This window comes from Gordonia sp. IITR100 (genome assembly GCF_002009645.1).
Taxonomy (GTDB): domain Bacteria; phylum Actinomycetota; class Actinomycetes; order Mycobacteriales; family Mycobacteriaceae; genus Gordonia; species Gordonia hongkongensis.
The window spans coordinates 158,674-179,059 of the sequence record NZ_MVKV01000005.1 but is presented as its reverse complement, the minus strand read 5'-3'; the positions used below and the strand labels follow the sequence as shown (position 1 = coordinate 179,059).

Genomic DNA, 20,386 nt, shown 5'->3' with positions numbered 1-20,386 from the left:
GGGGTCGCAGCCCGCGGACCCGTCGACCCCGCGCGTCTCATGTCCAGACGGCGCGTGCCCCGCTCTCGCCGATGCGGTACACCATGATCACCGACACCACGCCCACGACGACGAGCAGCGCGCCGAGAGCGATGGCGACGGGTCGGCTCGTCGGGATCGTCGTTCTGGACACCGTCGTGCGGACGGCGGTGAGCAACCGGTCGTCGTGCACAGCCCACCACAGCACGGTCAGGGCGAAGAGAGGTCCGACCCAGTAGATCAGCTGGTCACCGAGGCCTGCATGACGTTCGACCGCCGCACTCGCGGGCACCTGTTCCTCCAGCGATTCGCCCGCGGAGGTGGTCAGCGGGACCGCGACGAGGGTGCCCAGCGCGACGAGCGGGGTGAGGATGCCGAGCCGACGACGCGCGGCCGGCCACACCACACCTGCGATCGCTATCAGTGCGGTCAGGGGAACGAGGACCACGACCAGGTGCACGAGGAGTGGGTGAAGGGGGAGCCCGTTGATGGTGTCCACACCGTGAACCTAGCTCGGCCGAGTTGAAGGGCTGCTGAATGCGGAACACCCCGCGGGCAACGGGCCCGCGGGGTGTTCTGTGTCGTGACGGCCGTGGCTGATCAGGCCAGATCGAACCGATCGTTGTTCGAGACCTTCACCCACGCCTTGACGAAGTCGTTGACGAAGCGCTCCGCCGAGTCGTCCTGCGCGTAGACCTCGGAGAGTGCGCGCAGCTGCGAGTGCGAGCCGAACACGAGGTCGGCAGCCGTTGCCGTCCACTTCTTCTCGCCGGTGGCGCGGTCGGTTCCCTCGTAGACGTTCTCGTCGGAACCGCTCTTCCACTCGGTGTTCATGTCGATGATGTTGCGGAAGAAGTCCGTCGACAGGACGCCGGGCCGGTCGGTGAACACGCCGTGCTTGCTGCCACCGTAATTGGTGTCGAGCACGCGGAGACCACCGACGAGGACGGTCAGCTCCGGCGCGGTGAGGTCCAGCATGTAGGCACGGTCGAGGAGCAGCGACTCCAGCGGAGTCTTCTCGCCGTCCTTGCTGAAGTTGCGGAACCCGTCGGCGCGCGGTTCGAGGACCTCGAACGAGTCGACGTCGGTGCTCTCCTGCGAGGCGTCCGTACGGCCGGGGGTGAACGGCACGGTGACCGGGAAACCGGCTGCCTCGGCGGCCTTCTCGATCGCCGCCGCACCGCCGAGGATGATGATGTCGGCGAGCGAGACCTTCTTGCCGCCCGATGCCGAGTCGTTGAAGTCCTTCTGGACCTGCTCGAGTACCGGCAGCACCTTGGCGAGTTCACCGGGCTCGTTGATCTCCCAGTTCTTCTGCGGCTCGAGACGGATGCGCGCGCCATTGGCACCGCCCCGCTTGTCGGTGCTGCGGAAGCTGGCCGCCGACGCCCACGCGGTCTTGATGAGCTGCGTCGGGGACAGCGCGTCGAGCAACGTGCCCTTGAGAGAGGCAATGTCGTCGGCGTCGATCAGTTCGTGATCGACCGCGGGCACCGGGTCCTGCCAGATCTGCGGCTCGGGAACCCACGGGCCGAGGTAACGGCTGACCGGACCCATGTCGCGGTGCAGCAGCTTGTACCACGCCTTGGCGAAGGCCTCGGCGAGCTCCTCGGGATGGTCGAGCCACCGACGGGTGATGTCGGCGTAGATCGGCGACTCACGCAGCGCGACGTCGGTCACCAGCATCGTGGGGGCGCGACCGGGACCGCCGAACGGATCGGGGATCGTGCCCGCTCCCGCACCGTCTTTCGCGACGTACTGCCAGGCGCCGGCAGGGCTCTTGGTGAGCTCCCACTCGTAACCGTAGAGGTTCTGGAGGAACCCGTTGCCCCACTGGGTCGGGGTGGACGTCCAGACGACCTCGAGACCACTGGTGATCGTGTCCTCGGCCTTGCCCTTGCCGTAACCCGACTTCCAGCCCAGCCCCTGCTGCTCGATCGGGGCGCCCTCGGGCTCGGGCCCGATCAGGTCGGCGTCGCCGGCGCCGTGGGTCTTGCCGAAGCTGTGGCCGCCGATGATGAGTGCGGCCGTCTCCTCGTCGTTCATCGCCATGCGACCGAAGGTCTCGCGGATGTCCTCGGCGGCGGCGATCGGGTCCGGCTTGCCCTCGGGGCCTTCGGGATTGACGTAGATGAGACCCATCGTGGTGGCGCCGAGGGGCTGGGCGAGCTCACGTTCGCCGGAGTAGCGCTTGTCGGTGCCGAGCCAGGCATCCTCCGGGCCCCAGAACACCTCCTCGGGCTCCCAGATGTCCTCGCGGCCGAAGCCGAAGCCGAAGGTCTTGAAGCCCATGGACTCCAGTGCGACGTTGCCCGCGAACACCAGCAGGTCGGCCCAGGACAGCTTGGTGCCGTACTTCTGCTTGATGGGCCAGAGCAGACGACGGGCCTTGTCCAGGTTGGCGTTGTCCGGCCAGCTGTTCAGCGGGGCGAACCGCTGAGCGCCCTGACCGCCGCCACCGCGGCCGTCGAAGATGCGGTAGGTACCGGCGGCGTGCCAGCTCATACGGATGAACAGGCCACCGTAGTGGCCGTAGTCGGCGGGCCACCAGTCCTGCGACGTCGTCATCAGCGAGACCAGGTCGGCCTTCAGGGCCTCGACGTCGAGCTTCTCGAATTCCGTTGCGTAGTCGAAGTCCTCACCGAGCGGGTTGGAGAGCGAGGAGTGTGCGTGCAGGATCGAGAGATCGATCTGCTCGGGCCACCAGTCCTTGTTGGTCAGCGGCGCATGAGCTTTCGGCTCCGGCGACGAGATGACCGGGTTCTCGCTCTCGCTGTTGCTACGGGTCTGCTCGTCGGAATTGGGCGGGCGGCTGTCGGAGGTCACGACATTCCTTTCGAGGGGGAACTGCTGATGGGCTGACTGATCACAGGGTGCGATCAGGTCGGGGCCGTGCTGACGCACTCGGGGCAAAGTCCCCAGAAGATGACCTCGGCCTCGTCGAGCGTGAAACCGTGGTCCTCGGATGGGGTCAGGCATGGGGCTTCCCCGACTGCGCAATCCACGTCGGCGATCGCGCCACAGGCGCGGCAGACGACGTGATGGTGATTGTCTCCGGTACGAAACTCGTAGCGCGACACCGAACCCGACGGTTGGATTCGGCGGATGAGACCGCGCTCGGTCAGGGCGTGCAGCACATCGTAGACGGCCTGACGCGAGACCTTGGGGAGGGTCTCGCGCACCGCGTGGTAGATCGTGTCCGTGTCGGCGTGTGGGTGATCGTCGACGGCATGCATCACCGTCACCCGCGGCTGGGTGACACGAAGATCTGCGGCCCGGAGTTGCTGGGCATAGTCCGATGTCGATGCCACGTGACCCACCATAGGGGCGTCGTCGCGACCGCGCACGGTTTTTCTGGATCTGATCCAAATTCCTTTCCGGTCCGCACGCGACGACGGCCGCCATCAGATGGATGGCGGCCGTCGGGTCGGTGCGGAGCGATCAGCTGTCGATGCCGACCAGGTCCTTGGCGATCTCGGCGAAGCGGATCTCGATCGCGGAGACCACGCGCTGGCGGTTCTTGTGTGCCTCCTCGTAGGCGAGGGTGACCCGCAGGTCGGCCGGCTTGGTCAACTCCTTGACCGCGGCCACCGCGTCGGTGACGTTGAGGTCGACATAACCCTCGATCGGGAGGTCTTCCGCCTCAACGGTTCCGGTGATCTCGCGGAGCTGGTGGAGCGCGTCGGCGGCACCCTCGGCACCGCTGTCGCGGGCACTGTCCTCGACTGCCTCGAGGGCGGCGTCACGGCCGGCAGCCACGGTCTTCGAGACCGCGGCACCGGCGTTGCTGACGGCGTCACCGGCTCGCGAGGCGGTCTCGGTCGCGTCGTCGACTGCTCGTCCGAACCGGCTGCGCAAGGTCTCCACGGGGTCGGGGAGTTGGCGGGCGAACTCGGCGGTGCGGTCGATCGCCCACGATGCGCCGAGCGCAGGGGCGGTCAAGGCGCGCGCGGCGAGGCCGCTCGCCCACTGCGACGGGCCGCGACGCAGGGCGGCCGGGCCGCCGAGAGCCTCTTCGGCGAGGACCGTCGTGAGCCAGTGGACGGTCGCCGTGTGGGCATCGATGAGCTTGTCGGCCAAGCCGACGAGTGCCTGGTCCTCCTGGCCGGTGGCAAGGGCCTTGAGATATGTGGCGCGTGCCACGAGTCGCTGCTCTAGTGCAAGGTCGTCGAGCAGGGCCTCGTCGAGCGGTTGAGTCTGCTCGGCCAATGTCTTGGCCACGGCACCGACACGGCCGAGTACCGGCCGGACGACATCGACGAGTCCGCCGCGGTCACGCAGGGCGTTCTCGATGGTGAGTGCGCGCTCGCGGGCGTTCTCGGCGTTCTGGGCCAGTTCCTTGCGGATCGCATCGGTTCGGGCCTGGGCCTGCCGGGTCTCGGCGATCTGGATCTCGGTGTGCGTCAACGCGAGGATCGCGCGAAGTTGCTGGTGAACGGTGGTGGTGGAAACGGTCATCGGTTCTTGCTCCCCTCTTGAACGGGTTGGATCGGCTACACCCCGAGTGTTGCCACGACGACGGCAGATGTAACACCCCGGTGTGAATCAACCCGGCACGCGGACTCGAACACGTTGAGCCACAGCGGGTTCTACGTATTGTGAGGCGCGTCACAACAGCCGATGGGGGCGTGCGCTCTGACTGTTTGCGGAGATTTGTGTGGTAGTGGGCCTACGTCGGGCCCGGCCGGACCGTACGTCGAGGTTTGGATTCGCCCTCGTCACGGGTACCTCGCGGCGATGGACCCGGAGCGGAGTGTTCGCCAGGCGGACCCCGACCTGGGATCCGGAGTGACGATCGCGCAGATCGCCGACCACCTCGACACCGCCATCCTCGGCGACCTCACAGCCGGGTCGACGGTGGTCCGCGACATCGACGACGATTCCCGCACGATCCGTCCCGGGGACGCGTATCTGGCCATCCCGGGCCGCCGCTGGCACGGACTCGACTTCGAGCGGGACGTGGCCGCGGCCGGTGCCGTCCTCGTGATCAGCGACCGCCCGTCGTCGGTCCTGCCTTCTCTGGTCGTCGACGAACCTCGCCGCATCATGGGGCCGCTGACCTCGTGGTTCCACGGTGAACCGTCACGTGATCTGCGGATCTTCGGTGTCACCGGCACGAACGGCAAGACCAGCACGACCCACTTCGTCGATGCGGCCCTCGCGGCGACGGGGGAGGCGGGCGGGCTCATCTCCGGTGCGCGGATCCGGGCCCCGGGTACGACGTCGTCCCCGCCCGCACGACACCGGAGGCGCCCATGCTGCAGCGGACCCTGGCGACCTTCCGACGCCACGGCGTCACCTGCTGCGCGATGGAGGTCTCCTCGCATGCGATCGATCAGGGAAGGGTCGACGGCATCGCATTCCGCGTGATGGCGTTCACCAACCTGTCCGACGACCATCTCGACTATCACGAGTCGATGGAGGGCTACTTCGCGACCAAGGCCGCGATGTTCACGCCTGAGCGGACGCAGATCGCAGTGGTCGACATCGACGACCACTGGGGTGTGCGTCTGGCTGCCGGGACCACGACGGAGACCTGGACGTGCTCGACTCGCCGCACGGACGCCGACGTCGTCGCCACCGACATCCGGGCCGGGCGTCTCGGCGCCGAGTTCACCGTCCACACGCCACACGGGCGATCCCGCGTCGGGCTGCAGGTGCTGGGGCCTCACCAGGTCGGCAACGCTCTACTGGCGCTCACCGCCGTGGTGGCAGACGGCGTCGACCTCGCCGCTGCGACCGAGGGCGTCTCCTCGGTGACCGGCATCGCCGGACGGTGCGAACCCGTGCATGCCGGACAGCCGTATCGCGCGATCGTGGACTACATGCACAACACGGCGGGACAACACGCGATGTTCCCCGGGACAGGTCGCGGCGCGTTACGCGGACGTCGTGATCGTCACCGACGAGAGCCCCGAGGACGAGGGCCCCGGCGAGATCAGGGCCAGTGTGCTGCGCGGCGCGCACCGGGAAGCGTCGGCGGTCGTCATCGAGAAACCCGACCGGCGGAGCGCATTCTCGACGGCCACGTCCATGGCCGGTGACCGCGACGTGGTCGTGATCACCGGCCGGGGCAGCGACACCTTCCGCAGGTACGGGACCGAGACGTCGTTCTTCGACAATCACACCGAGTTACGGCGCGCGGTCCTCGACACGTCGAACTGAACGGGCGATCACTTCTTGCCGGACAGAACGGCGTCGCGGGCCGCGGCGGCCGCATGGAGCTCGCGCTGATACAGGATTCCGTAGGTGAAACCGTTCTCGCCCTTGCGGATTCCCGCGGCAGCGCCCAGTTCCCGCAGGGCGCGGGCGGCAACGGCGGCATCCTGGTGTTCCCCCAGGACGGTCTGGATCTTCTTGTAGCGCTTGGCCTGCGCACGACCGATCGACCCGACGACGGGCGTGGCCAGCTCACCGGCGTAACGGGCCCGCTTGGCCGCCTTGCGCGCCCGATGCAGATCTTCTCCGTGCCCGGAGGCGAGGGCTTGCTCCAACCGCTTGTCCGCCTTGCGCGCCGCGCGGGTGGCGATCTGACGGACCTGCTTCTTCGAGATCTGGTCGTCGACGAGCGGGACTGCCTCGTTCCAGGTCGTGAGGGTCGACAGCAGCCGACGATACCGGTCCGATGTCATCTCGGCGGCGACGTTCTCTCGATGGTGATGCTGCTGAGCGGAGAGTTCCTCCTCGATCCGGGCCGCCACCGGTCCGAGCACCAGCTCGTCGGGCAGTTCGGCGAGGGCAGTGGCGAATCGTGCGCGCAGGACCTCCCGGTCGCGCACCTCGCCGAGAACCCCTGCGAACCACCGCAGTTCGTCGTCGAGTCCCACGAGGTCGCTCGGCTCGAACAGCGGTGCCGCGGTCCGCAGCGTGCTCCGGAGACGGCGGATGGCGACGCGAACGCCGTGCACCGGGTTCTCACCGCGACGCAGCGCGACATCGCCGGCGAAGATGGTCGCGATCTGCTCGTGTACGTAGTCCAGTGCGGCAGCAGCGGCCGGCGACGCCGAGCCGGCTCGGTGCGGTGCCTCGTGACCGATGGCGCGCTCGTACGTCGACGACGCCGACGCCGGACGCGCGCCGGCCCCGACCACCCGTTTGCGTACACCCTTGGGCACCGCATCCGACGACGCGGAGCGCACCGCGACCTCGCGCCAGGACGTGGCGGTGGCGACCGGGCCGGCGGAGGTGGCGGAGACGGTGTCGTCGATCACCTCGTAATCCGTCTCACCGTTCGCGTCGAGATGGCGGTGGCGGGTTCGGTGCGTGTGGACGATCGCCGCGACGCGAAGCGGTTTGCCGCCGCTCAGCCCCCAGAGGGCATCGGCGATCGTCGGCGGAACGGCCGTCGAGGGGGCGTCGATTCGTTCGGTGATGACCTCACCGGGGGAGGGGGTGACGACCCGCCAGCCGGCCGGACGCTCGTCCCCGTCGTCCCCGTCGACGTAGACGACCGTGGTGCCGTGCGCGAGCAGGTCCCGGTCCTCGGTGTCGTAGTACGTGTCGCTGAAATCCGTCGACGTGATCTCGACGTCGCCGGGGTCTCCGAGGTCGGGGATGGCGCTGTCCAGACCGAAATCCCAAGTGTCCGCGCGGGTGGTGTCGGTGTGCACTCCTCGCTCCTCACTCTCGCTGTGTCGCTGACACACCGAGGGTGTCCGAACCGGACATTCGGTAAACGTCGCGGAGCGGAACGATCGCCCTACGAGCGGTGGTAGACGCCGTCCTCGGAACGCGTGACCTGGCCGTGGCGCAGGAGCCGTTCGAGGTGGAGTTCGGCTGTCCGTTTCTCCACCGCGTCGACGAAGGGCAGCTGGACATGCGAGCGATACACCAGCCGCTCGGTGGCGATCCCCTCGACCGTGAGCGGGCGGCGCAGCAACTCCAGGAGGCGCTCCTCGCGTCGATGGATGACGGCCTCGTAGTCGGCGAGACGGGAGCGGAATTCGTCGGCGCCGGTGACCACGCCCTTCTGGTGGAAGGTGCCGTACCAGCGGGCGTCGATGTCGCGCACTCGCGCGATCGACGCGAGGTAGTCGTCGACGCTGCTCCCCAGGTCGCCGTACATGGGCCCGAACGAGGTGAGGTCGATGTCGGCGAGATACAGGAAGCCGGTGGGCTCGACGAGTACACCCGAGTGTCCGGCGGTGTGCCCGGGCAGGTGCACGACCGTCGCGGTGACATCGCCCAGTTCGAAGACGTGCCCGTCATCGACTCCGATGGCGTCGGGAAAGCCGGGTGGCAGGTCGAATGTGTCCCCGATCTGCGCGTCGACGCCGGCCCGCTGCTCGTCGGTCAAGCCGTAGTTGTCGAGCAGGACCTGCAGGGACCGGACACCGCCGACGTCGGAGGTATGCGCGAACTTGTCCGCGACGAAGTGCCGGAGACCGGCGATGTGGTCTTCATGTGCGTGGCTGACCATCACCGCGTCGGGCTGCACCGGGTCGTGGTCGACCTCGAGGGAGGGATCGACCACCAGGGTCGCGGCGGAGCCGCGGACCACGACCGTGTTCCCATAGGGAAACGCACCGCCATGCGCCGACGCGAGCACGGTCACCTCGTCGTAGCGGTTCTCGATGAAACTCGGTGCGAGGGTCACGTCGTCTGCGTACCCCGGCGTGGGAATGCTGTCAACGGCGGGGTTCGTCGACGGAGTCATCCCGCGCGCCGGTCACCGCGCGGAGCCACAGCGGCACGATCAGCCACGCGAGGGAGAACGTCACGAGGGTGACGATGCCCGCGATCGCCGACGGAACCGGTCCGGCGGTCGCCCCGAAGACGACGGTGACCGCACCGGACAGCGCCAGGCCGAGCAGGGTGAGGCCGGCGAAAGCCAGGTAATGCGCGTAGGTGACGATCAGCGCGAGCTGGTGCTGACGGAACAGGGCCCGGTGCAGCGCCACGGGCGCCGCCAGGAGGATCGCGGCGCCCACCGCGCACGACACCGTGATAGGTAGATCACTCGCAACGTGCCGCCGAGCTCTTCGAAACCGTCATGGAAGGGCAGCGTGAGTAGGAATCCGGTGAGGATCTGCACGCCGGTCTGCACGACCCGCAATTCCTGCAGCAGCGAATTCCAGTTGCGATCCAGGCGTTGGGTTTCCGTTTCGTCGCGTTGGGCGCGATTCCACTCGGCGTCGTCGGCGCCGGGTTCGGTGCGGCCGGTGTCCGGCGGACTGGTCACCTGTTCATCGTCGCACCGATTGATCTCGTCGAGCCGTGCGGTGGAGTCTCGAAGCGGTCACTGGTCGTCGTGTGCGTGCCCCGTGGGAACAGTGCGCCCTGGCGCATGACGCGGTATCGGAGGACCATCGGTCACATGGCCACAGCGATGGATGAGTTCACGATGTCCCGGCTGGGATCACTGCGCTGGGCGGACATGCGGCGACGGGTGCGCGCGCTGGTCGACGGAGAAGTCGTCGTCGACTCGACGAGGGCCATCCAGGTCTGGGAGCCCTACCGGGTCGTCGGATGCTATGCGGTGCCCGTCTCCGATGTCGTTGCGCCGCTGAGCGATGCACAGACAGTCGACGCCGCCGACGACCACGGACCGATCCTGACACCGGTCGACCCCTTCGCAGTGCACACTACGCCCGGTACGACCTTCGACCTCGTGGCCGGCGGACGGACGCTGGCCGGCGCCGCGTTCCGTCCGGACGATGCCGATCTCGCCGGCCACGTCCTGCTGGACTGGTCGTCCTTCGACGAGTGGCGCGAGGAGGACCAGAAGGCGATCGGCCACCCGCATGATCCGTTCCAGCGCATCGACTGCCTCGACACCGGCAGACATGTCGTGGTGACGGTGGGAGGTTCGGTCCTGGCGGACAGCCGACGCCCGACCCTGCTGCTCGAAACCCATCTGCCGCCCCGACACTATCTGCCGCGCGAGGACGTCCGGATGGATCTGCTCGTGCCGTCGGACACGGTCACGGTGTGCGCGTACAAGGGCGAGGCGACCTACTGGTCGGCCGTCGTCGGCGACGAGGTCATCCCCGACGTGGCATGGACCTACACCGATCCGCTCACCGACGCCGAGCCCGTCCGGGACCTCATCTGCTTCTACGACGAGCGTGTCGATCTGGCCGTCGAAAGGTGAACAGCCGAAACCGAATCGGACCTCTCGACGGTCAGAGTTCACCGTCGTAGCGGTCCAGCCCGGAACCGCTCGCCTTCTTGCTGCGTCCGGTCGGCGCCTCCTTGGCGCTGCGCACCCACTTCCCGGTGCGGTCGAGAGTGGGCATCCGCTCGGAGAAGAATTTGCTGTAGCGCGTTGTCCCGTCGACCTTCAGCACACCGTCCTGGACGTCGATGTGTGCGACCGTCGCCCAGAACGAGTTCTTGCCGTTGCCGACATGGATGAGGATCTCGTCGCTGTCCCGCCCGGGCAGACCGTCCTTGCCCGGTCTGCCGTATCGGATCGCCACTCTGGGCCTGCCGAACTTGTCGATGGCGCCGGCCCCGTTGTCGACGGATTGGTAGACGTTGACGAGGAGATCGCCGTTCTCCTTCGGCAGGACCGTGACCTGCTCGACGGCGGGCTTGTTGCCTCGCCCTGGACCGCGGCTGTCACCATGGTGCTCGATGAAGGGCCAACTGCGCAGGTCGCCCCGGTGCCCCTTCTCGCCGCTGATGACCACGTACTGATGCGCGACTTCGTCGCGGCAGAAGAAGTACACGTCGAGGTCGCCCTTCCCGTACTTCGTCACCCGACCGTCGGCCGCGTACTCCGCGCCCCGCCCGTCCCATTCGAGGCCCACGGTCAGAACCCAGTCCGACGCTCCCTTGCGCAGGTCGATCGACGCGGTCTTGTCGCGGGAGTCCTTCGTGATGGAGACCTTGACCTTGGTCATGTTGACCGGCGGTGACCCCGAAACCTGTTGGGGCCCAGTGTTTACTGGGGCGGCGCCTGCCGACGAAGCGACGCGCTCGGGCTGTTGCTCCGGCTCGTCGTCGACGGTGATCCCGAAGTCGGTGGCGAATGCCGCCAGCCCCTGGCTGTAGCCCTGCCCGATGGCGTCGAGCTTCCACTGTCCGTTCCGGCGGTAGAACCCCACCAGCTGCAGGACGGTCTCGGTTCCGGGATCCGGTGGCGTGAACGTCCACGTGCCCGAACCAGAGATGGTCACCGTCAGCGAACCGATCTGTTCGAATGTCTTGTGCTGCGCCTCGGTACTCGCCGCGACGACGATCCGCTCGACGTCGGCGGGCACCGACGTCAGGTCGACTGCACACGAAGTCGACCCTCGGAGCCGAACGCCAGAGGAAGCCGGGTTGTTGAAGAAGATCAGGTCGTCGTCGGTGCGGACCCGGTCGCCGGCCGTCAGGAGCACGGCGATGAGGTCGACGTCGTCGGGCGACGCGCTCGCGAACTCGACGAGGTGCGCGGTCGTGCTCAGGGTGGTCTTGGAGCCCTTGGTGAGCTCGTGCACAACTACTCCTCGGGGTAGTGGCCGGACAGCAACGATGGTAAGCGAGGTGCCGCCACCGGGCGCGCCGTCGACCGACGTGGACCGCGGTCTGTCGGCTGTCGGAATGACGCACCGGCACAACGCTTGTCCGGTGCGAAGGCCGGAGCGCAGCTCAGCGCAGTGAATACCGGATCGGCAGGTGTTTGAGACCGCCGACGAACACTGTTGCGGCCAGTTCTGGCGTCCCGCCCAGTTCGATGGAGTCGAGCCGCGGGATCAGTTCGGCGAAGAAGCTCCGCATCTCCATCCGGGCCAGAGCGGCGCCGAGACAGAAGTGGACGCCGTAGCCGAACGACAGATGCTTGTTGGGGAACCGGCCGATGTCGAAGGTGAACGGGTCGTCGAAGACCTCCTCGTCCCGATTGCCCGAAGTGTAGGCGAGATAGACGGATTCGCCCTTGGCGATGGGCACACCTCGCACCGAGGTGTCCTCGGCAGCGGTGCGCATGAACTCCTTGACCGGTGTGGTCCACCGGATCATCTCCTCGACCGCGGTCCCCACGAGTTCGGGCTCGCGTCGAAGTCGTTCGAGTTCACCGGGGTTCTCGATGAGCGCCCGGAGGCCGCCGGAGATGGCGTCCTTGGTGGTGTCGTGCCCGGCGCTGGCCACGATCACGTAGTACGACGCGGTGTCGACGTCGGACAGCGGTTCGCCGTCGACGAGGCCGTTGGCGATGGCGGACGCCAGGTCGTCGGTGGGGTGCGCGCGGCGTGATGCGGTGAGTTCGCTGAAGTACGCGAAGAAGTCGAGCAGCGTCGTCATCCGCTCCTCGAGCGTCGCGCCGCGCCGGTACTCGACGTCGTCGGCGCCGAACAGTTCCTGCGTGAGCTGGTGCATTCGCGGGAAGTCCTCCTCGGGGAGGCCCAGCAGCGACAGGATCACGTACAGCGGGAAGCCGACCGCGATCTCCTCGACGAAGTCGCACTCGGGTCCGATGTCGCGCATCCGGTCGACGTAGCGTTTCGCAAGCTCGTCGACGCGGGTCTGTAGGTCGCGCAGAGCTTTCGGACGGAACCAGTCGGCGCCGATGGCGCGGACCTTGCGGTGGTGCGGGTCGTCCATGTGGATAAGGGTGCGCAGTCCGGCACCGGACTCCAGCTGAGCACGTGCCACATCGTCGGCGGCGGCGGTGGTCAACACCGGACGCGGTTCGCTCAGCCACAGGTTGTTGTCGCGCTCGATGTCCATGATGTCGGCGTGCTTGGTGATCGCGAAGAACGGCCGGTAGGGGCCGTGGTCGACACGCGGTACCGGATTGTGTGCCCTCAGGTGGGCCATCGCGGCGTGCAGTCGCGGCTCGTCGGCGTAGGCCTTGGCGTCGGCGAAGACGTTGGCGGCGTCGTCGGTCATGCTCGTGTCCACGCTGCTTGTCGGCACCGTTGTCCTTCCGTCGAGGGTCGATCGCTGTCGAGTGTCCGGTATCGGCGGGTTTCAGACCGGCGTATTGGGGAACCCGGTCGCCCATCCGAGATGAGGCAGGCACCGAATGGCCGGCATGAGCACCCCTTCCGAGTCAGGCGAGGACGCGGCTGCGACGGCTCGATGCGACGGCGCGACGACGGCCGACGCCACCGGTGACTATCTGCCGATCGCCGACCACGGTGTCATCGGGGACCTGCGTACCGCGGCCGTCGTGGGAGTCGACGGGCGGATCGACTGGTTCTGTTGTCCGCGGTTCGACTCGCCGAGTGTGTTCGGTTCGTTGCTCGACGCCCGCCGCGGCGGTGCCTGGACCGTGGAACCCATCGACGGAGAGGTCACCACGCGGCAGTTCTACCTCCCCGACTCCAACGTGCTCGTCACCCGCTTCCTGAGCGAGGACGGTGTCGCCGAGGTCCAGGACCTCATGCCGATCGCGCGCCCGCACGATCCCGACCATCGCACGCGGATCATCCGTCGGGTCTCCTGCGTGCGCGGCTCCGTGGAGTTCCGCGTGACGGTTGCGCCGCGGTTCGATTACGGGCGCCAGGCGCACACCGTCGTCGTCGAGGACGAACGCCGACTCCGTTTCGAGACCGACGATCTGGTGTTGCATCTCGCGTCGACGGTCGATGTCGACACCGTCGACGACCGGGATGCACAGGCCCACTTCACCGTCGAGACCGGTCAGTGCGTGACCTTCGTCCTCGCCCCCGACCCCATCGGGTCCGACATGCTCGACCACGACAGTTCTCCCGCGGTCGTCGCCGCGACGGTCGCATTCTGGCAGGACTGGGTCTCGCGCTCCTCCTACACGGGCCGGTGGCGGGAGATGGTGCACCGGTCGGCGCTCACGCTCAAACTACTGACGCACGAACCGTCGGGGGCGGTGGTGTCCGCGGTGACCGCCGCGCTTCCCGAAGAGATCGGCGGCGAACGGAACTGGGACTACCGCTACGTGTGGATCCGCGATGCCGCCTTCACGCTCTACGCGCTACTGCGGCTGGGTTTCACCGACGAGGCGGGCGCCTTCATGGACTGGCTGACCTGCCGGTTCGACGATGGCGCCGACGAAGCGGGGGATCTGGGACCGCTGCGGTTGATGTACACCGTCGACGGGGATCCGCCGCCGAAGGAGACCGAACTCGACCACTGGGAGGGTTACCGGCAGACCTCGCCGGTGTTGGTCGGAAACGCCGCCGCCGACCAGCTCCAGCTGGACATCTACGGCGAGCTCATCGACTCGGTGTACCTGTACAACAAGTACGGACCGGGGATCTCCTACGGGTCCTGGACGCATCTGTGCACGGTGGCGGGATGGCTCGTCGACAACTGGGATCGTCCGGACCAGAGCATCTGGGAGGTGCGGAGCAAGCCGCAGGACTACGTCTACTCGCGAGTGATGTCGTGGGTGGCCCTCGAGCGGATGATCCGGATGAGTCGTCAGCGCGGTCTACCGGGCGACGTCGCCGGTTGGATGAAGGCCCGCGACGACATCTTCCTGCAGATCATGGAGCGGGGCTGGAACGACGACGTGGGGGCCTTCGTCCAGACGCTCGACTCCGATCGGCTCGACGCCGCGCTGTTGCTCATCCCCGCCGTGAAGTTGTTGTCGCCCACCGATGATCGGTTCCTCCGCACGCTCGAGCGGATCGAGGAAGAGCTCGTGAGCGACTCCCTGGTGTTCCGGTACGACACCGACGGCGGGCACGACGGCCTCGACGGCGCCGAGGGAACGTTCTCCCTGTGCTCGTTCTGGTACGTCGAAGCACTCACCCGGGTCGGCCGCCTGGCCGACGCCCGGCTGGCGCTGGAGAAGATGTTCACCCACGCCAATCACCTCGGACTCTATGCCGAACAGGTCGGACTCACCGGCGAACAACTGGGCAACATGCCGCAGGCGTTCACTCACCTCGCGCTGATCAGCGCGGCCATCAATCTCGACCGGCGCCTGGGCGATTGAACTGAGCGCTGCGGAATCTGGTTGTGGTTTGTGCCGGAAGCCGGGACAAACCACAACCGGATCTCATGTCCGCGTTCAGATCCAGCCGGACCCGCCGCACAGGTCGTCGGCGGCCGCAGGGCCGGTCGATCCGGCCGCATACGGTTGCGGTGCAGGCGGATTCGCCAGCACCGGTGCGGCCACCTCCCACACGTGGGCGAGACCGTCGGGCCGGGTGAACAGCGACCGATCGCCGCGCAGCACGTCGACGATGAGTCGGGCATAGGGCGACAGGCCGTCGGCCACCTCGTCGAGCTGTTCGGTCATGTGGGCGACGGAGAGGTCGGTGCCCGAACCCGGTTCCTTGACGGTGACCGCCAGATCGATGGCACCGTCGCCGGCCAGATCGAAGGTCAGCACGGTGCCGTCCTTCGGGGTATCGGTCAGCGGACCGTCGGCGGGGGAGCGGAACACGAGGCTGAGTCGTTGGGAGCTGTGGTCGAGCATCTTGCCGGTCCGCAGCAGGAACGGGACGCCGTGCCAGCGGTCGGTGTCGACCCACAGACGCACGGCCGCGAACGTCTCGGTGGTGGAGTCCGCGGGGATGCCGTCGGTGTCGCGGTACCCCTCGTACTGGCCGAAGACCACCTCGGTGGGGTCCAGCGGCCGGAACGCCGCGATGACCGACTCCCGCGCGTCGAGCAGGTCGTCGGCGCCGAGCGACACCGGGGGTTCCATCGCGACTTCGGCCGCCACCTGGAACAGGTGGGTGACGATCATGTCCAGGAATGCGCCGGTGGCGTCGTAGAACTCGGCGCGGTCGGCGATGTCGAGGGTTTCCGGGACGTCGATCTGGACTTCCGCCACGTGCTCGCGGTTCCACACTCCCGAGAACAACCCGTTGGCAAACCGGAGGACGTGCAGGTTCTGGGTGCTCTCCTTTCCCAGGAAGTGGTCGATCCGGTAGATCTGCTTCTCGTCCAGGGATTCGTGAACCGCCTCGTCGAGAGTCCGGAAGCCGTCGGGGGACGTTCCGAACGGCTTCTCGTAGACGACTCGGGATCCCTTCGCAAGATCGTGCGCGGCAATGGCTTTCGTGTAGTGGACGAAGGTGGTCGGTGGGAGGGCCAGATAGTGGACCAGTTGAGCACCGTCGCCGACGGCGTCACGGGCCGCGTCGATCACCTCTGGCAGACGGCCGGGGTCGTCGACGGTGAACCCGCCGCCGGCGAATCGGATGGTCTCGGCGAACGCTTCCCATTCGTCCGATGACACCGACCCGTCCGGACCGAACTCCTCGATGGCGTCCTTCACGTGCTGCCGGAACTCGTCGTCGGTCCGGTCGCCACGGCCGTTGCCGATCAGCTGCCAGCCGTCGGGGAGCAGGTCTCGGCGGTGGAGCTCGTACAGCGACGGCAGGACCATCCGCTTGGCGAGGTCGCCCGTCGACCCGAAGAGGATGAAGATCACCGGCCCGGTGGAGTTGTCTGTGGTCACTCAATCCATATTGCGCGAACAGATGTGCAGAGTGCGGGATGTGTGCTGGATTCCGTTACCGATCCCGCACTGCGGATGTCAGCGGATCCCTGCGCCGCCGGCCACTTCTAGTCCTGCGGAGGTCCGGGCAGGGGGAGCGCAGACACCACGGCAGGGCGTAACGCGACGGGAACGACGTACCTGTCGCCCTCGAGCGTCAGCCAGCCTTCGTCGATGTACAACTCGAGCCGACGATGGATTGCTTCGACGAAGAACTCGCTGAGTCCGAGCTTGGGGACCCAGGCGTCGATCTCGGCGATACTCAGCGGTGAATCGCCGAGTCCGCTGACGACCACGCCGATCACCGACGACGAGAAGTCGATGTCGGGGTTGTATTCCCGAGGAAAGCCGGACCGAACCCATGCGATGAGTCCCACCCGCAGCACGTCGATCCGGGGCTCTTCCCGCCACAGATGGGCGGCTCGCCCGGGACGTGCGCTCGAGGTGTTGGCTTCGACGATATCGAGGGCCTGGGCAAACTCCCACAGGTCATGCAACGACGCGACGTTGCTCATGCTCTTGACGTGAGCGGGGAAGTCGATGTCGAGCCGGCGGGCGAGGTCGCGGGCATCGGCCGGTTTGAGCCACCGACTCTGCGTGGTGGGGCGGTGCGGACCCAGCCAGTCCAACAGCTCGGTGACCCGCCGGAGGGGCCGCGTTTCCAGGAGGGCACCGCGCTCGGTGGCCTCGTCGACTTCCTCGATGGTTGTGGTCTGGAACTCGAGCCCGGCGGCAAGTGCGAACTGCTCGGCGGCGTAGGCCGATACGGATTCGGTGCCGAGCCACATGCCGGTCTCCATCAGGTAACGGCGCATCGTCTCGATCGCGATGGCGAGCGGTTTGGCGTCCTGCCCTTGATTCGAATCGATGTGGTTGAGCATCGACACCATGGCATCGACGTCGTCGGCAGTCCAGGAGAGCGGATCGAAACCGGGGTTCACCTGCTCAATGGCGTCGAGCACGATGAACGCGTACGCCCCGATGTGGGTGACCGCCTCCTCGTCGTCCGGGAAGACTTCGGCGCGGAGCCACGACTCGAATGCTTTGGGAGCTAGGTGTCGCGTTGCTGAACCGAAGAGCGGTACCACGTTTGAGTGGTTGCCGTTGCCGGACTCGTTTTTGCGCTTACGTTGGGCGCGGCGCTTCTTCTTGTCGCGTGAAAGCTGTGACATCAGGCTCAAGAATAGGCGCCCGACTTGTGCGTCGTTCAATACTGCGGATCGGTTTGTCGCGTTCCGGAGAGTCTGTGGCGTCGGGTTCCGAGCCTGGACGGCTGGAGGGCGGCGAATCGCCAGCCCGACATCCTGGAGCAAGTGGGCTATGTCACAAAAACTTCCGCCTTGAGCGGAATGCACTCAACTCTGTTGGCGTTGTAGACCGCGTATGGCTCATACTTGAGCCTGTTGGACTTAAGAGAAAGGTGCACGCGAGTGGACAGCTTCACCCCCACCACCAAGACGCAGCAAGCATTGAGTTCTGCTGTGCAGGCGGCGGCCAGTGCTGGCAACCCCGACGTGCGACCGGCCCACATCCTCGTGGCACTGCTCGATCAGTCCGACGGCATAGCGTCGCCGCTGCTCAAAGCGGTGGGCGTGGACCCGTCGAGCGTTCGTGCGCAGGCCCAGGCTCTGGTCGATCGCATGCCGACGGTGTCCGGCGCCAGCTCGACGCCTCAACTATCCCGCGAATCGATCGCGGCCGTCACCGCAGCTCAGCAGCTGGCCGGTGAACTCGACGACGAGTACGTCTCGACCGAGCACGTCGTCGTCGGCCTGGCGACCGGTGATTCCGACGTCGCCAAACTGCTGCACAACCTCGGTGCGACTCCGCAGGCCCTGCGCGAGGCGTTCGTCGCCGTGCGCGGCAGCGCACGGGTCACCTCCGAGGATCCCGAATCGACCTACCAGGCTCTCGAGAAGTACTCGACCGACCTGACCGCGGCCGCCCGGGAGGGCAAGCTCGACCCGGTCATCGGCCGCGACACCGAGATCCGGCGCGTCGTGCAGGTGCTCAGCCGGCGGACCAAGAACAACCCGGTCCTCATCGGTGAGCCCGGCGTCGGCAAGACCGCCATCGTCGAAGGTCTCGCGCAGCGCATCGTCGCCGGCGACGTGCCGGAGTCGTTGCGCAACAAGACCGTCATCTCCCTCGACATGGGTTCGATGGTCGCCGGTGCGAAGTACCGCGGCGAGTTCGAGGAGCGACTCAAGGCCGTGCTCGACGAGATCAAGGGTTCGGCCGGACAGGTCATCACCTTCATCGACGAGCTGCACACGATCGTCGGAGCCGGTGCGACAGGCGATTCCGCGATGGACGCCGGCAACATGATCAAGCCGATGCTCGCCCGTGGCGAGCTGCGGCTGGTCGGTGCCACCACCCTCGAGGAGTACCGCAAGTACATCGAGAAGGACGCCGCACTCGAGCGACGCTTCCAGCAGGTGTACGTCGGCGAGCCGTCGGTCGAAGACGCCATCGGCATCCTCCGCGGCCTGAAGGACCGGTACGAGGTGCACCACGGCGTGCGCATCACCGACTCCGCATTGGTCGCTGCCGCATCGCTTTCCGATCGCTACATCACCTCGCGGTTCCTGCCCGACAAGGCCATCGACCTCGTCGACGAGGCCGCGTCGCGGTTGCGGATGGAGATCGACTCGCGCCCCGTCGAGATCGACGAGGTCGAGCGGATCGTCCGCCGTCTCGAGGTCGAAGAGGTCGCCTTGCAGAAGGAGACCGACGCGGCGTCGAAGGAGCGGCTCGAGAAGCTGCGCGCCGAACTGGCCGACCAGAAGGAGAAGCTCAACGAGCTCTCCGCCCGGTGGCAGTCGGAGAAGACCGCGATCGACGCGGTCCGAGACCTCAAGGAGGAGCTGGAAAGGCTTCGCGGCGAGGCTGATCGCGCCGAGCGCGACGGTGATCTCGGACGCGCCGCCGAGCTGCGGTACGGCCGTGTCCCCGGACTGGAGAAGGAGCTCGAGGCCGCGATCGAGAAGACCGGCACGGATCCGTCGCAGGACGTGATGCTGCAGGAGGAGGTCGGACCCGACGACGTGGCCCAGGTCGTGTCGGCGTGGACCGGAATCCCGGCCGGACGCATGCTCGAAGGCGAGACCGCCAAGCTGCTGCGCATGGAAGAGGAACTGGGACATCGGGTCATCGGTCAGAAGGATGCGGTGCAGGCGGTGTCCGACGCGGTGCGTCGTGCCCGCGCGGGCGTCGCGGATCCGAACCGGCCGCTCGGCTCGTTCATGTTCCTCGGCCCCACCGGTGTCGGTAAGACCGAGCTCGCCAAGGCGCTCGCCGAGTTCCTGTTCGACGACGAGCGGGCAATGGTCCGCATCGACATGAGCGAGTACGGCGAGAAGCACAGCGTGGCACGGCTCGTCGGTGCTCCGCCCGGCTACGTCGGGTACGAGGCCGGCGGCCAGCTGACCGAGGCGGTGCGGCGTCGTCCGTACACGGTGGTCCTGTTCGACGAGATCGAGAAGGCCCACCCGGACGTGTTCGACGTGCTGCTGCAGGTGCTGGACGAAGGTCGCCTGACCGACGGCCAGGGCCGGACGGTGGACTTCCGCAACACCATCCTGATCCTCACCTCGAACCTCGGTGCGGGTGGCGACAAGGATCACGTCATGATGGCGGTGCGGTCGGCGTTCAAGCCGGAGTTCATCAACCGTCTCGACGACGTGGTGATCTTCGACGCCCTGAGCCCGGAGGAACTGGTGTCGATCGTCGACATCCAGCTCGGCCAGCTCAAGAAGCGCCTCGCACAGCGTCGCCTCGACCTCGAGGTGTCGCTCAAGGCCAAGGAATGGCTGGGCGCTCGCGGATTCGACCCGCTGTACGGTGCCCGCCCGCTGCGCCGCCTGGTGCAGCAAGCCATCGGTGACCAGCTCGCCAAGCAGCTGCTCGCCGGGGACATCCGGGACGGCGACGTGGTGCCGGTCAACGTCAGTGCCGACGGAGAATCGTTGGTACTCGGCTGAGTTCGTGAATGACAAGGGACCC

At 67.2% G+C, this 20,386-nt stretch carries 16 protein-coding genes and 1 pseudogene; 6 read left to right on the top strand and 11 right to left on the bottom strand.

What is annotated here, in order from left to right; genetic code table 11:
• Positions 1 to 37: 37 nt before the first annotated feature.
• The 4 genes from B1818_RS10720 to B1818_RS10705 all read right to left on the bottom strand — a co-directional run bounded on the left by B1818_RS10720 (position 38) and on the right by B1818_RS10705 (position 4,476).
• On the bottom strand, positions 38 to 517 hold the full coding sequence (locus B1818_RS10720; RefSeq protein ID WP_078112709.1) for a DUF2231 domain-containing protein: 480 nt from the start codon (positions 515 to 517) through the stop codon (positions 38 to 40).
• A 101-nt stretch (positions 518 to 618) separates the two neighbouring features.
• On the bottom strand, positions 619 to 2,844 hold the full coding sequence (gene katG, locus B1818_RS10715; protein ID WP_078112708.1) for a catalase/peroxidase HPI: 2,226 nt from the start codon (positions 2,842 to 2,844) through the stop codon (positions 619 to 621).
• Between the two features lie 53 nt (positions 2,845 to 2,897).
• Positions 2,898 to 3,329 (bottom strand): Fur family transcriptional regulator, encoded by a 432-nt coding sequence (locus B1818_RS10710; RefSeq protein ID WP_176455914.1) that lies wholly within the window; start codon positions 3,327 to 3,329, stop codon positions 2,898 to 2,900.
• A 130-nt stretch (positions 3,330 to 3,459) separates the two neighbouring features.
• Positions 3,460 to 4,476 carry a hypothetical protein gene (locus B1818_RS10705; RefSeq protein ID WP_078112706.1) on the bottom strand — a complete coding sequence of 339 codons (1,017 nt, stop codon included), beginning with the start codon at positions 4,474 to 4,476 and terminating at the stop codon, positions 3,460 to 3,462.
• 330 nt (positions 4,477 to 4,806) lie between these two features.
• Between B1818_RS10705 and B1818_RS24425 the strand changes: the two genes are divergently transcribed.
• Genes B1818_RS24425 through B1818_RS24670 form a run of 3 tightly spaced genes read left to right on the top strand, consistent with a single transcriptional unit; the run spans position 4,807 to position 6,183 of the window.
• Complete coding sequence (locus B1818_RS24425) at positions 4,807 to 5,388, top strand: Mur ligase domain-containing protein (RefSeq protein ID WP_254859640.1); 582 nt, start codon at positions 4,807 to 4,809, stop codon at positions 5,386 to 5,388.
• Positions 5,274 to 6,062 (top strand): Mur ligase family protein, encoded by a 789-nt coding sequence (locus B1818_RS24420; protein ID WP_254859639.1) that lies wholly within the window; start codon positions 5,274 to 5,276, stop codon positions 6,060 to 6,062. Before B1818_RS24425 ends, B1818_RS24420 begins: the two co-directional genes overlap by 115 nt.
• A complete protein-coding gene (locus tag B1818_RS24670; protein ID WP_265966928.1) occupies positions 6,052 to 6,183 on the top strand; it encodes a hypothetical protein in 132 nt (43 codons plus the stop codon). The genes B1818_RS24420 and B1818_RS24670 overlap by 11 nt, the downstream gene beginning before the upstream one ends.
• Positions 6,184 to 6,191: 8 nt before the next feature.
• Here B1818_RS24670 and B1818_RS10695 read toward each other — a convergent pair whose 3' ends face one another.
• The 3 genes and pseudogenes from B1818_RS10695 to B1818_RS10685 all read right to left on the bottom strand — a co-directional run bounded on the left by B1818_RS10695 (position 6,192) and on the right by B1818_RS10685 (position 9,199).
• Positions 6,192 to 7,628, bottom strand: a complete 1,437-nt coding sequence (locus B1818_RS10695) for a CHAD domain-containing protein (RefSeq protein ID WP_254859637.1) — start codon at positions 7,626 to 7,628, stop codon at positions 6,192 to 6,194.
• A gap of 89 nt (positions 7,629 to 7,717) precedes the next feature.
• Positions 7,718 to 8,614, bottom strand: a complete 897-nt coding sequence (locus B1818_RS10690) for an MBL fold metallo-hydrolase (protein WP_078112759.1) — start codon at positions 8,612 to 8,614, stop codon at positions 7,718 to 7,720.
• A 31-nt stretch (positions 8,615 to 8,645) separates the two neighbouring features.
• Positions 8,646 to 9,199, bottom strand: a pseudogene (locus tag B1818_RS10685) (DUF6328 family protein).
• Between the two features lie 135 nt (positions 9,200 to 9,334).
• On the opposite strand from B1818_RS10685, the gene B1818_RS10680 reads away from it, so the two are divergent.
• Entirely contained in the window at positions 9,335 to 10,111 is a 777-nt protein-coding gene (locus tag B1818_RS10680; protein WP_078112705.1) for a DUF427 domain-containing protein, read from the top strand.
• Positions 10,112 to 10,142: 31 nt separating this feature from the next.
• Here B1818_RS10680 and B1818_RS10675 read toward each other — a convergent pair whose 3' ends face one another.
• Together B1818_RS10675 and B1818_RS10670 are read right to left on the bottom strand one after the other, a co-directional pair.
• On the bottom strand, positions 10,143 to 11,444 hold the full coding sequence (locus tag B1818_RS10675; protein WP_078112704.1) for a TerD family protein: 1,302 nt from the start codon (positions 11,442 to 11,444) through the stop codon (positions 10,143 to 10,145).
• A 151-nt stretch (positions 11,445 to 11,595) separates the two neighbouring features.
• Complete coding sequence (locus B1818_RS10670) at positions 11,596 to 12,834, bottom strand: cytochrome P450 (RefSeq protein WP_078112758.1); 1,239 nt, start codon at positions 12,832 to 12,834, stop codon at positions 11,596 to 11,598.
• Positions 12,835 to 12,970: 136 nt separating this feature from the next.
• Between B1818_RS10670 and B1818_RS10665 the strand changes: the two genes are divergently transcribed.
• On the top strand, positions 12,971 to 14,866 hold the full coding sequence (locus B1818_RS10665; protein WP_058249791.1) for a glycoside hydrolase family 15 protein: 1,896 nt from the start codon (positions 12,971 to 12,973) through the stop codon (positions 14,864 to 14,866).
• A gap of 75 nt (positions 14,867 to 14,941) precedes the next feature.
• Here B1818_RS10665 and B1818_RS10660 read toward each other — a convergent pair whose 3' ends face one another.
• Both B1818_RS10660 and B1818_RS10655 read right to left on the bottom strand, forming a co-directional pair.
• Positions 14,942 to 16,342, bottom strand: coding sequence for a glucose-6-phosphate dehydrogenase (NADP(+)) (locus B1818_RS10660; protein WP_078112703.1), 1,401 nt, complete (start codon positions 16,340 to 16,342; stop codon positions 14,942 to 14,944).
• Between the two features lie 107 nt (positions 16,343 to 16,449).
• Positions 16,450 to 17,553, bottom strand: coding sequence for a hypothetical protein (locus tag B1818_RS10655; protein WP_078112702.1), 1,104 nt, complete (start codon positions 17,551 to 17,553; stop codon positions 16,450 to 16,452).
• A gap of 258 nt (positions 17,554 to 17,811) precedes the next feature.
• Here B1818_RS10655 and clpB point away from each other — a divergent pair, with 258 nt between their 5' ends.
• Positions 17,812 to 20,364: an ATP-dependent chaperone ClpB gene (clpB, locus tag B1818_RS10650; RefSeq protein WP_078112701.1), complete on the top strand. Its 2,553-nt coding sequence runs from the start codon at positions 17,812 to 17,814 to the stop codon at positions 20,362 to 20,364.
• Positions 20,365 to 20,386 lie beyond the last annotated feature (22 nt).

Excerpts from the sequence above, each read along its gene's own strand:
- B1818_RS10705 (WP_078112706.1), bottom strand. The coding sequence starts at position 4,476 with ATGACCGTTTCCACCACCACCGTTCACCAGCAACTTCGCGCGATCCTC.
- B1818_RS24670 (WP_265966928.1), top strand. The coding sequence starts at position 6,052 with ATGGCCGGTGACCGCGACGTGGTCGTGATCACCGGCCGGGGCAGCGAC.
- B1818_RS10670 (WP_078112758.1), bottom strand. The coding sequence starts at position 12,834 with ATGACCGACGACGCCGCCAACGTCTTCGCCGACGCCAAGGCCTACGCC.
- B1818_RS10680 (WP_078112705.1), top strand. The coding sequence starts at position 9,335 with ATGGCCACAGCGATGGATGAGTTCACGATGTCCCGGCTGGGATCACTG.
- B1818_RS10665 (WP_058249791.1), top strand. The coding sequence starts at position 12,971 with ATGGCCGGCATGAGCACCCCTTCCGAGTCAGGCGAGGACGCGGCTGCG.
- B1818_RS10655 (WP_078112702.1), bottom strand. The coding sequence starts at position 17,553 with ATGTCACAGCTTTCACGCGACAAGAAGAAGCGCCGCGCCCAACGTAAG.
- B1818_RS24420 (WP_254859639.1), top strand. The coding sequence starts at position 5,274 with ATGCTGCAGCGGACCCTGGCGACCTTCCGACGCCACGGCGTCACCTGC.